This window comes from Pseudomonas sp. 22515 (genome assembly GCF_052044625.1).
Lineage (GTDB): Bacteria > Pseudomonadota > Gammaproteobacteria > Pseudomonadales > Pseudomonadaceae > Aquipseudomonas > Aquipseudomonas alloputida.
Window position 1 is genome coordinate 1 of sequence record NZ_JBQENN010000055.1, and the last position, 10,899, is coordinate 10,899.

9 protein-coding genes are annotated in these 10,899 nt (G+C 62.4%); 7 read left to right on the forward strand and 2 right to left on the reverse strand.

Annotated elements, in window-relative coordinates; genetic code table 11:
- Together ACTJJN_RS26630 and ACTJJN_RS26635 are read left to right on the forward strand one after the other, a co-directional pair.
- The coding region (locus ACTJJN_RS26630; protein WP_440781776.1) for a hypothetical protein at nt 1-418 on the forward strand (418 nt) is incomplete at its 5' end.
- Nucleotides 419-420: 2 nt separating this feature from the next.
- Nucleotides 421-864, forward strand: coding sequence for an Hsp20 family protein (locus tag ACTJJN_RS26635; RefSeq protein ID WP_003247188.1), 444 nt, complete (start codon nt 421-423; stop codon nt 862-864).
- A gap of 89 nt (nt 865-953) precedes the next feature.
- On the opposite strand, the gene ACTJJN_RS26640 is transcribed toward ACTJJN_RS26635, so the two are convergent.
- Together ACTJJN_RS26640 and ACTJJN_RS26645 are read right to left on the reverse strand one after the other, a co-directional pair.
- On the reverse strand, nt 954-4,250 hold the full coding sequence (locus ACTJJN_RS26640; protein ID WP_060539031.1) for a bifunctional diguanylate cyclase/phosphodiesterase: 3,297 nt from the start codon (nt 4,248-4,250) through the stop codon (nt 954-956).
- 61 nt (nt 4,251-4,311) lie between these two features.
- Nucleotides 4,312-5,190 (reverse strand): LysR family transcriptional regulator, encoded by an 879-nt coding sequence (locus tag ACTJJN_RS26645; protein ID WP_161775419.1) that lies wholly within the window; start codon nt 5,188-5,190, stop codon nt 4,312-4,314.
- Nucleotides 5,191-5,321: 131 nt separating this feature from the next.
- Between ACTJJN_RS26645 and leuC the strand changes: the two genes are divergently transcribed.
- The 5 genes from leuC to asd all read left to right on the forward strand — a co-directional run bounded on the left by leuC (nt 5,322) and on the right by asd (nt 10,590).
- The gene (gene leuC, locus ACTJJN_RS26650; RefSeq protein ID WP_088513104.1) at nt 5,322-6,755 is read left to right on the forward strand and encodes a 3-isopropylmalate dehydratase large subunit; all 1,434 of its coding nucleotides are present in this window, start codon (nt 5,322-5,324) and stop codon (nt 6,753-6,755) included.
- Nucleotides 6,752-7,396: a 3-isopropylmalate dehydratase small subunit gene (gene leuD / locus ACTJJN_RS26655; protein ID WP_004576935.1), complete on the forward strand. Its 645-nt coding sequence runs from the start codon at nt 6,752-6,754 to the stop codon at nt 7,394-7,396. The genes leuC and leuD overlap by 4 nt, the downstream gene beginning before the upstream one ends.
- A gap of 116 nt (nt 7,397-7,512) precedes the next feature.
- Entirely contained in the window at nt 7,513-8,277 is a 765-nt protein-coding gene (locus tag ACTJJN_RS26660; RefSeq protein WP_019752210.1) for a class I SAM-dependent methyltransferase, read from the forward strand.
- A gap of 54 nt (nt 8,278-8,331) precedes the next feature.
- Nucleotides 8,332-9,414 (forward strand): 3-isopropylmalate dehydrogenase, encoded by a 1,083-nt coding sequence (gene leuB / locus ACTJJN_RS26665; protein ID WP_003247194.1) that lies wholly within the window; start codon nt 8,332-8,334, stop codon nt 9,412-9,414.
- 63 nt (nt 9,415-9,477) lie between these two features.
- On the forward strand, nt 9,478-10,590 hold the full coding sequence (gene asd / locus ACTJJN_RS26670; protein ID WP_003247195.1) for an aspartate-semialdehyde dehydrogenase: 1,113 nt from the start codon (nt 9,478-9,480) through the stop codon (nt 10,588-10,590).
- The last annotated feature ends 309 nt before the right edge of the window (nt 10,591-10,899 follow it).

Consider the following 10,899-nt stretch of genomic DNA (forward strand, 5'->3'; position numbering starts at 1 on the left):
GGCCGGGCCTGCTGGCCAATTACCACCTGCCGTTCACCGTTGCTGCCGCCACCGTATTCGCGGGCAAGCCCGCTCCTACAAACACACACGCATCCGTGGTTGGGCACAGGTCGTCGTAGGAGCGGGTTCACCCGCGAAAGGGCCGGGCCTGCTGGCCAATTTCCACCGGCCGTTCACCGTTGCCGCCGCCACCGTATTCGCGGGTAAACCCGCTCCTACACACACGCGCATCGGTGGTTCGGCACAGGTCGTCGTAGGGGCGGGTTTACCGGCAAATAGGCCATCAGGCCCCGTGCAAAAAAATCAAATTTTTTCTGTTTGCCCCTTGAAAGCGTTTCCCTCGGCCATATCTTTTGAGTACGCGATGCCGAAGCCGGGTCGCGTAATGACTTACTTGCTGAATCTCAGGAGTTTATGACCATGACTACTGCTTTCTCTCTTGCTCCACTGTTCCGTCATTCCGTTGGTTTCGACCGTTTCAACGACCTGTTCGAATCCGCGGCACGTAACGAGGCCGGTAGCAGCTACCCGCCCTATAACGTGGAAAAGCATGGCGATGACCACTACCGCATCGTGGTTGCTGCAGCTGGTTTCCAGGAAGAGGACCTCGACCTGCAGGTCGAAAAAGGTGTCCTGACCGTGACCGGTGGCAAGCGCGACAATAGCGCCGCTGAAGTGACCTACCTGCACCAGGGTATCGCACAACGCGCCTTCAAGCTGTCGTTCCGCCTGGCAGATCACATCGAAGTGAAGGCTGCCGGCCTGGCCAATGGCCTGCTCAGCATCGACCTGCTGCGCATCGTGCCTGAAGAAGCCAAGGCCAAGCGCATTCCGATCAATAGCGAAAAACCAGCGCTGAACTGACCGCGCGGCACTGAAAAAAGGGCACCTCCAGAGGTGCCCTTTTTCGTGCTTCTCACGCGGTCCCGTGTAGGCGCGCGGCCGTCATGCGATCAGTAATCTGCCGGCGCCTCCAGCAACATCTGCCGAAACTCCAGCAACGGTAATGGCCGGCTGTGCAGATAACCCTGGTACAGATGGCACCCCAGCCGCTCGAGAAACGCCAGCTGTTCGGTCAGCTCTACCCCTTCGGCAATCACCGCCAGGTCCAGACTGCGTGCCATGGCGACAATGGCGCGGACAATTTCTGCGTCGTTGGGGTCGACCGGTGCATCGCGCACGAAGCTCTGGTCGATTTTCAGCGCATCGACCGGCAGGCGCTTCAGGTAAGTCAGCGAGGAATAGCCGGTGCCGAAGTCATCCATGGCAAAACTTACCCCGTAGCGCTTCAGCTCGCGCATCTTGCTGATGGTGTCCTCCAGGTTCTGGATGACGATGCCTTCCGTGATTTCCAGCGTCAGCATCTGCCGCGGCAGGCGGTAATCGTCCAGGCTGCGCAGCACCCGCCCGACAAAGTCGTTCTGGCGGAACTGTCGCGGGCTTATGTTCACGCACAGGCTGAAATCATCAGCGTCGATCAACCCGTCGGTGAGCATGCGGGCGCAGGCGTCGCAGGCTTCGTCGAGAATCCAGCTGCCAACTTCCAGGATCAGGCCGCTTTCTTCCAGTACCTGAATGAACTGCGAGGGCGGTTGCTGGCCCAGTAGCGGGTGGTGCCAGCGCAGCAATACTTCAGCACCGACGATGCGGTTGTCGCGGGCATCCACCTGCGGCTGGAAGTGCAGCGCCAGTTCGCCACGGGCCAGGGCCAGGCGCAGGTCGTTTTCCATGCGCAGGCGCTCGCTGGCGGCCTTCTGCATGGTGGTGTGGAACAGCTGTGTGGTGTTGCGACCGGAGTCCTTGGCCCGGTACAGGGCGATATCGGCACGTTTAAGCAGGTCGGCCGGTGTGGTGCCGTGGTCGGGGATCAGCGCCACGCCGATGCTGGGCGTTACCTGCAGGCGCTGGCCATCCAGTGACATTGGCTCGGCCAGCAGTTCGCGAAGGGTGTCGGCCAGCTCGCGCACTTTCTCCTCCACGTGTTCGCGACTCCCTTCCAGGCCGCTGAGCAGCACCACGAATTCGTCGCCCCCCAGACGCGCCACGGTGTCCTCCAGGCGCACGCTGGCCTCAAGGCGGGCGGTGATGATCTTCAGCACAGTGTCGCCCACCGGGTGGCCCAGCGAATCGTTGATGTGCTTGAAGTGGTCGAGGTCGAGGAACAGCAGGGCGCCACGCAGGTTATGACGCTTGAGCAGGGCGATCTGCTGGCTCAGGCGGTCCATCAGCAAGGCGCGGTTGGGCAGGTTGGTCAGCGGGTCGTGATAGGCCAGGTGGCGTATCTGCGCCTGGGCGTTCTTCAGCTGGCTGACGTCGCGGGCGGTCAGCAGCAGGCAATCCACTTCGTTGAGGGTGATCGGTTCCACCGAAACCTCGACCGTGAGGATATCGCCACGCTTGTTGCGCCCGAGCATCTCGCGGTGGTGTACCCGGCCGCGCTCGTGCAATTCGGCCAGCAGCGCGCTGCGCTGCTTGTCGTCGGCCCAGATGCCGATCTCATACACCGTGTGGCCGATCACGTCGGCAGTGCTGTAGCCGGTCAGGCGGCAGAAGCCGTCGTTGATCTCCAGGTAGCGGCCGCTGTGGCGTTCGGTGATGGTGATGGCATCGGGGCTGGAGTGGAAGGCCTTGGCGAACTTTTCCTCGCTGGACTTCAGCGCGGCTTCGGCGCGTTGTTGCTGGGTGATGTCGCGCAGGGTGGTCACGCTGCAGGGCTGGTCGTCGACGGTGATCAGGCGGCTGGAAATCACACAGGTCATCGGGGCGCCATTGCGGTGATTGAGTACCACGGCGACGTTGCTCAAGGCCTGTTCTCGGATCACCTGCTCGATACGTTTGGCGCGCTCGACGGATTCGGCCCACAGGCCGATTTGCTCTGCGGTACGCCCAAGCACCTGCTCGCTGCTCCAGCCGAAGGTCTGGGTGAACGCCGGATTGATCTCGATGAACTGGCCAGTGTCCTGGCGGGTGACGCAGATCGGGTCGGGGCTGACCTGGAACAGGCTGGCAAACTTCTCTTCCGAGGCGCTCAGGCGCTGTTCGCGCTCCACCTGATCGGTGATGTCGAGCAAGGTGCCCGCCATGCGCAGGGGGATGCCCTGGTCGTCGCGGTACAGCCGCGCGCGGCTTTCGATGTAGCGTGAAGTGCCGTTTTCCAGCTGCACCCGGTAGGTGATCTGATAGTTGCCGGCAGGCCCTTCGCGCAGGCTGCGGTAGGCCTGTCGCATCGAGTTGCGCTCTTGCTCAGGCACACCTTCGAAGAACGCATCGAACGATTCATGAAAAGGGATGGGCGGCAAGCCATGCAGCTGCGCCGCGCGGGCTGAGCCATAGAGCATGCCGCTTGGGATGTGCCAGTCCCATGTGCCCAGTTGCGCCGAGTCCAGGGCCAGGTCCAGCCGCTCCTGGCTGTCCTTCAGGGCCTGCTCGGCACGCTTGCGTTCGGTGGTGTCGACGAATGTACTGATCAGGAAGGTCACGCCTTCCAGCTCGATGCCCTGGGTGCACAGGATGCCGTCATGCACCTTGCCGCTGGTCGCGCGAAATTGCACCTCCATGATCAACGGGCCGCCGTTGGCGCGGGTCGACTCCATGATCTGGTGGCGCTGTTCGGGGTTGACCCACAGGCCCAGTTCCAGGCTGGTCTTGCCGATCACCTGGCTGCCGGGCCAGCCGAACATGTTTTCGAAGTGCTGGTTGACCTCGAAGATCATGCCATCGTGGCGACGGGTCAGCAAAATGGCGTTGGGGCTCAGGTGGAACAGCGTGGCGAAGCGCTTTTCCGAATTGATCAGTGCTGTTTCCCGTTCGCGCTGGCGGGTGATCTCGCGGATCACGCCGATCATCTGCGGTCGGCCGTGCGGGTCGTGGGTCAGGCTGCCGTTGATCTCCAGCCAGTGCAGGCTGCCGTCCGGCCAGCGGATACGGTGGCGCATGGCTTGCTCCACCGGCTCGCCATTGACCACCGCCTGGAACACCTGACGCGTGCGGGCGCGGTCCTCCTCGGGCAGCAGGTCGAGGTAATCGATATCGGCGGGCAGTGGCCGTTGTGGATCGAAACCGAACAGGGCCTGGGTGCCCCGCGACCAACTGACCCTGCCGCTTTCGATATCCCATAGCCAGGCACCCAGGCGCGCACCGTTGAGCGCTGCCAGCAGTTGCGGGGCGTTCTGCCAGGCCTGCTCGGACTCCTGGGGATCAGCTGCAGGTATGCGCGGCAGGCGCAAAAAGCGGTTTGCTGATTTGGGCATCGGTACCAGACCTTTGGCGTATGACGTGTCCTTGGAATCGGAATAGCTGGCTGACAGCCAGTCATGCGGGCCCTGAGTGACTGTCGAGCAGGGCCATGAATGCCCTGGCCGCATTCGATAGCGTACGCTCCGTGTGCAGAATGTAGCCTAGCTGGCGCGACAGCTGTATGCCGGGCAAAGCGATGGGTGAAACCTGTTCGTCGAGCATGGTGCGTGGCAGCACGCTCCAGGCCAGGCCGATCGATACCATCATCTTGATAGTTTCCAGGTAGTTGGTGCTCATGGCGATGTTCGGCGTCAGGCCCTGGCTTTCGAACAGGCGCTGGACAATATGGTGGGTAAAGGTATTGCCGCCGGGAAATACCGCCGGGTGGCGGGCGACGTCAGCCAGGCTGACCGCCTGGTTGTTGGCCAGCGGGTGCTCGGGGGCGGCGACAAAGTCCAGGGCGTCATCCCACACCGGCACGGCCTTGACCAAGTGGTGTGGCTCGGGCGCCAGGGTGATCACGGCGATTTCGGCGCGGCCATGCAAAATCTCGTCGTAGGCCTGTTCCGAATCCATGAACTGAATATCCAGTGCCACTGCGGGGTACTGGCGGGTGAAAGTCCGTAACAACGGGGGCAGGCGGTGCAGGCCGATGTGGTGGCTGGTGGCCAGGGTCAGGCGACCGCTCACGGCCCCGGTCAGATTGGTCAGCGCCCGTCGGGTATCATCCAGGACGTTGAGGATCTGGTAGGCCCGCGGCAGCAGTGCGCGCCCGGCTTCAGTCAGGGTTACCTCGCGGCCCAGGCGGTCGAACAGGCGCACGTCCAGTTGCTGCTCCAGGCCGGCGATGCGTTTGCTGATGGCCGGCTGGGTCAGGAACAGGCGTTCGGCTGCGCCCGAAAAGCTACCGGTTTCGGCAATGGCGATGAAGGCACTGAGGTTGGCCAGGTCCATGGTGTCGTATTCCTTTGGGTTATCCAAAGCATAAAAATTATGAATTTGAGTTATTCAATCTAACCCCCTAGCATCGTCCGTACAAGCCAAGGGGTCTTTGGCATAGAAAGACGCTGATGAGGAACAGTCTGATGGCTGGCAAAACGCTCTACGACAAACTCTGGGAAGCCCATGAGGTCAAGCGCCGTGATGACGGCTCGTCCTTGATCTACATCGACCGCCACATCATCCACGAAGTGACGTCGCCCCAGGCCTTCGAAGGCCTGCGCCTGGCCAATCGCAAACCGTGGCGTATCGACGCCAACATCGCCACGCCGGACCACAACGTGCCGACCACGCCAGAGCGCAAGGGCGGTATCGAGGCGATCGTCGACCAGGTTTCGCGCCTGCAGGTGCAGACCCTCGACGAGAACTGTGACGAATACGGCATCGTCGAATTCAAGATGAATGACGAGCGCCAGGGCATCGTCCACGTCATCAGCCCGGAGCAGGGCGCCACCTTGCCGGGCATGACCGTGGTCTGCGGTGACTCGCACACCTCCACCCACGGCGCTTTCGGTGCCCTGGCCCACGGCATCGGCACCTCCGAGGTCGAGCACGTGCTCGCCACCCAGTGCCTGGTCGCCAAGAAGATGAAGAACATGCTGGTGCGCGTGGAAGGCCAATTGCCGGCCGGCGTCACCGCCAAGGATATTGTCCTGGCCGTGATCGGCAAGATCGGCACTGCCGGTGGCAACGGTCACGCCATGGAATTCGCTGGCAGTGCCATTCGCGAATTGTCGATGGAAGGCCGCATGACCATCTGCAACATGTCCATCGAAGCCGGTGCCCGCGTTGGCTTGGTGGCGACCGATGCCACTACCGTTGCCTACGTCGAAGGGCGCCCGTACGCGCCGAAGGGCGAGCAGTGGAAGCAAGCGGTCGAATCGTGGAAAAACCTGGTGTCGGATGACGATGCCGTATTCGACACCGTGGTCGAGCTGGATGCCAGCCAGATCAAGCCACAGGTCAGCTGGGGCACTTCGCCCGAGATGGTTCTGGCCGTCGACCAGCGCGTACCGGATCCGGCGGCCGAAGCCGACCTGGTCAAGCGTGGTTCGATCGAGCGTGCCTTGAAGTACATGGGGCTGACCGCCAACCAGGCGATCACCGACATCAAGTTGGACCGTGTGTTCATCGGCTCGTGCACCAACTCGCGAATCGAGGACCTGCGCGCTGCGGCGGAAATCGCCAAGGGTCGCAAGGTGGCCGCCAGCGTCAAGCAAGCCATCGTCGTGCCAGGTTCGGGCCTGGTCAAGGCCCAGGCCGAGCGTGAAGGCCTGGACAAGATCTTCCTCGAAGCCGGTTTCGAATGGCGTGAACCAGGCTGCTCGATGTGCCTGGCGATGAACCCGGACCGCCTGGAAAGCGGCGAGCATTGCGCGTCCACCTCCAACCGCAACTTCGAAGGCCGTCAGGGCGCCGGTGGCCGTACCCACCTGGTCAGTCCGGCCATGGCCGCCGCTGCCGCGGTAGCCGGCCACTTCATCGATGTCCGCGAGTTGATCCAAGGGAGCGCAGCATGAAAGCCTTTACCCAGCACACTGGCCTCGTCGCACCGTTGGACCGTGCCAATGTCGACACCGACCAGATCATCCCAAAGCAGTTCTTGAAATCGATCAAGCGCACCGGCTTTGGCCCGAACCTGTTCGACGAGTGGCGTTACCTGGACGTGGGTCAGCCCTACCAGGACAATAGCAAGCGCCCGGTCAACGAGGAGTTCGTGCTCAACCACGCGCGCTACCAGGGCGCCAGCGTGTTGCTGGCGCGGGAGAACTTTGGTTGCGGCTCCAGCCGTGAACATGCCCCTTGGGCGCTGGACGAGTACGGCTTCCGCAGCATCATTGCGCCAAGCTTTGCCGACATTTTCTTCAACAACAGCTTCAAGAACGGCTTGCTGCCGATCATTCTGAGCGATGAGGAAGTCGACGAGCTGTTCAAACAGGTCGAAGCCAACCCGGGCTACCAGCTGACCATCGACCTGCAGGCGCAGGCGGTGACCCGCCCAGATGGCAAGGTGCTGCACTTCGAAATCGATGCATTCCGCAAGCACTGCCTGCTCAACGGTCTGGACGATATCGGCCTGACCCTGCAGGACAGCGACGCGATCAAGGCCTTCGAAAGCAAGCACCGCGCCAGCCAGCCTTGGCTGTTCCGTGATGCCTGAAGTTCGTAGGTGACAGTGCGGGCCTCTTCGCGGGCAGAGGGTTACGCGGTCGTTGTAGGCGCGGGTTTACCCGCGAAGAGGCCGGCACAGGCAACAAAAATCTAAAGGAACGAGACATGACCAGCACCCAGCACATCGATGTGGTCCAACGCCAGTTCGGCGAGCAGGCCAGCGCCTACCTCAGCAGCGCCGTGCACGCCCAAGGCAGTGAATTCGCCCTGCTGCAGGCTGAGCTGGCAGGGCAGGCCCATGCCCGCGTGCTGGACCTGGGCTGCGGTGCCGGTCATGTCAGCTTCCACGTCGCCCCGCTGGTTGCCGAAGTGGTCGCCTACGACCTCTCGCAGTCCATGCTCGACGTGGTCGCCAGCGCCGCCGCCGAGCGTGGTCTGGCCAATATCATGACCGAACGCGGCGCTGCCGAACGCCTGCCGTTCGCCGATGCGTCGTTCGACTTTGTCTTCAGCCGTTATTCGGCACACCACTGGAGCGACCTGGGCCTGGCCCTGCGCGAGGTGCGCCGGGTGCTCAAGCCCGGTGGTGTGGCGGCGTTCATCGACGTGATGTCGCCGGGCAGCCCGCTGCTCGACACTTACCTGCAAACGGTCGAAGTGCTGCGCGACACCAGCCACGTGCGCGACTACTCCGCCGCCGAGTGGCAACGCCAGGTCAGCGAAGCCGGCCTGCACGTGCGCAGCCACACCCGCCAACCGTTGCGCCTGGAGTGGAGCACCTGGGTTGAGCGCATGCGCACCCCCGAGCCGATGCGCGTGGCCATCCGCCAGTTGCAGCAAGCCATGGGCGAAGAAGTACGGCAGTATTACCAGATCGAGGCCGACGGCTCATTCAGCACGGATGTGCTGGTGTTGTGGGCCGAGCGTTAAGCAGTTTTCGGTGGGGCCCGCTTGGCCGCACCGCGTGAATGGATAGAGGAAAGCATGAGCAAGCAGATTCTGATTCTCCCAGGTGACGGTATCGGCCCGGAAATCATGGCCGAAGCGGTCAAGGTACTGGAGCTGGCCAACGACAAGTTCCAGCTCGGCTTCAGCCTTGCGCACGACGTGATTGGCGGTGCCGCCATCGACAAGCACGGTGTGCCGCTGGCCGACGAAACCCTGGAGCGTGCGCGCAAGGCCGATGCGGTGCTGCTGGGGGCTGTTGGCGGGCCGAAGTGGGACAAGATCGAGCGAGACATTCGCCCGGAGCGCGGCCTGCTGAAGATCCGTTCGCAACTGGGCCTGTTCGCCAACCTGCGTCCAGCCATCCTTTACCCGCAACTGGCCGATGCCTCGTCGCTGAAGCCGGAAATCGTGTCGGGCCTGGACATCCTCATTGTCCGTGAGCTGACCGGCGGCATCTACTTCGGTGCCCCGCGTGGCCAGCGCGAGCTGGAAGGTGGCGAACGCCAGGCCTACGACACCCTGCCGTACAGCGAAAGCGAAGTGCGCCGCATTGCCCGTGTCGGCTTCGACATGGCCCGCGTGCGCGGCAAGAAGCTGTGCTCGGTGGACAAGGCCAACGTTCTGGCCTCCAGCCAGCTGTGGCGTGAAGTGGTCGAAGACGTGGCCAAGGACTACCCGGACGTGGAACTGAGCCACATGTACGTCGACAACGCTGCCATGCAGCTGGTGCGTGCCCCCAAACAGTTCGACGTGATGGTGACCGACAACATGTTCGGTGACATTCTGTCGGATGAAGCTTCCATGTTGACCGGTTCCATCGGCATGCTGCCTTCGGCGTCTCTGGATGCCGACAACAAAGGCATGTACGAGCCTTGCCACGGCTCGGCACCGGACATCGCGGGCCTTGGTATCGCCAACCCACTGGCGACCATTCTGTCGGTGTCGATGATGTTGCGTTACAGCTTCAATCAGTCGGCTGCCGCCGAGGCGATCGAGAAGGCCGTGAGCCTGGTTCTGGACCAGGGGCTGCGTACCGGCGACATCTTCTCGGAAGGCTGCCGCAAAGTTGGTACGCAGGAAATGGGCGACGCAGTAGTCGCAGCGCTGCGGAATCTGTAATCTCTCTGGCCCGCCCCCCAAAATTCCCGGTGGCGGCCCACTTTTAGCAAAGGTGTAGTTGCGATGAAACGTGTAGGTCTGATCGGTTGGCGCGGTATGGTCGGTTCCGTGCTCATGCAGCGGATGCTGGAGGAGCAGGATTTCGACCTTATCGAGCCGGTGTTCTTCACTACCTCCAATGTTGGTGGCCAGGGTCCGAACGTGGGCAAGGATACAGCGCCCCTCAAGGACGCTTATTCGATTGAAGAACTCAAGACCCTCGACGTGATCCTGACCTGCCAGGGCGGCGACTACACCAACGAGGTCTTCCCCAAGCTGCGTGAAGCCGGCTGGCAGGGTTACTGGATCGACGCCGCTTCGTCCCTGCGCATGCAGGATGACGCGGTGATCATCCTTGACCCGGTCAACCGCAAGGTCATCGACCAGCAGTTGGACGCCGGTACCAAGAACTACATCGGTGGCAACTGCACTGTCAGCCTGATGCTGATGGGCTTGGGTGGCCTGTTCGAGGCCGGTCTGGTCGAGTGGATGAGCGCCATGACCTACCAGGCGGCTTCGGGTGCCGGCGCGCAGAACATGCGCGAGCTGATCAAGCAGATGGGTGCTACCCACGCGGCAGTGGCCGATGACCTGGCCAACCCGGCCAGCGCCATCCTCGATATCGACCGCAAGGTTGCCGAGACCATGCGCAGCGAAGCGTTCCCGACCGAGAACTTCGGCGTGCCGCTGGCGGGCAGCCTGATCCCGTGGATCGACAAGGAACTGCCGAACGGTCAGAGCCGCGAAGAGTGGAAGGCCCAGGCCGAAACCAACAAGATCCTCGGTCGCTTCAAGAGCCCGATCCCGGTCGACGGCATCTGCGTGCGCATCGGCGCCATGCGCTGCCACAGCCAGGCGCTGACCATCAAGCTGAACAAGGACGTGCCGATCGCCGACATCGAAGGCATGATCAGCCAGCACAACCCTTGGGTGAAGCTGGTGCCGAACCAGCGTGAAATCAGCATGCAGGAGCTGACCCCGACCAAGGTCACCGGCACCCTGAACATCCCGGTTGGCCGCCTGCGCAAGCTGAACATGGGTTCGCAGTACCTGGGCGCGTTCACCGTGGGTGACCAGCTGCTGTGGGGCGCCGCCGAACCGCTGCGCCGCATGTTGCGGATTCTGCTGGAGCGTTGATCGTTCAGGCTTTACCTGAAAAATACCGCACTGGTGACAGTGCGGTATTTTTTTATGCCTGAAGGTTTGCATTTGAGTCGCGGGCCTAATCGCCGGATAAGTCATGCCGCTGTTTAATGGCGAAATGTCTGCTCTGACAGTGCCCTTGCCCTTGCCCTTGCCCTTGCCCTTGCTCTTGCCGTTGCCGTTGCCGTTGCCGTTGCCGTTGCCGTTGCCGTTGCTTCTAAGTGCGCGGTAGTTCAGGCGACGCAGATTGCGACTTCAGGAGGCCGAGCGCAGGGCTTGCGGAGGGAGGTGACGGGCATGGAT

Excerpts from the sequence above, each read along its gene's own strand:
- ACTJJN_RS26635 (WP_003247188.1), top strand. The coding sequence starts at position 421 with ATGACTACTGCTTTCTCTCTTGCTCCACTGTTCCGTCATTCCGTTGGT.
- ACTJJN_RS26640 (WP_060539031.1), bottom strand. The coding sequence starts at position 4,250 with ATGCCCAAATCAGCAAACCGCTTTTTGCGCCTGCCGCGCATACCTGCA.
- ACTJJN_RS26645 (WP_161775419.1), bottom strand. The coding sequence starts at position 5,190 with ATGGACCTGGCCAACCTCAGTGCCTTCATCGCCATTGCCGAAACCGGT.
- leuC (WP_088513104.1), top strand. The coding sequence starts at position 5,322 with ATGGCTGGCAAAACGCTCTACGACAAACTCTGGGAAGCCCATGAGGTC.
- leuD (WP_004576935.1), top strand. The coding sequence starts at position 6,752 with ATGAAAGCCTTTACCCAGCACACTGGCCTCGTCGCACCGTTGGACCGT.
- ACTJJN_RS26660 (WP_019752210.1), top strand. The coding sequence starts at position 7,513 with ATGACCAGCACCCAGCACATCGATGTGGTCCAACGCCAGTTCGGCGAG.
- leuB (WP_003247194.1), top strand. The coding sequence starts at position 8,332 with ATGAGCAAGCAGATTCTGATTCTCCCAGGTGACGGTATCGGCCCGGAA.
- asd (WP_003247195.1), top strand. The coding sequence starts at position 9,478 with ATGAAACGTGTAGGTCTGATCGGTTGGCGCGGTATGGTCGGTTCCGTG.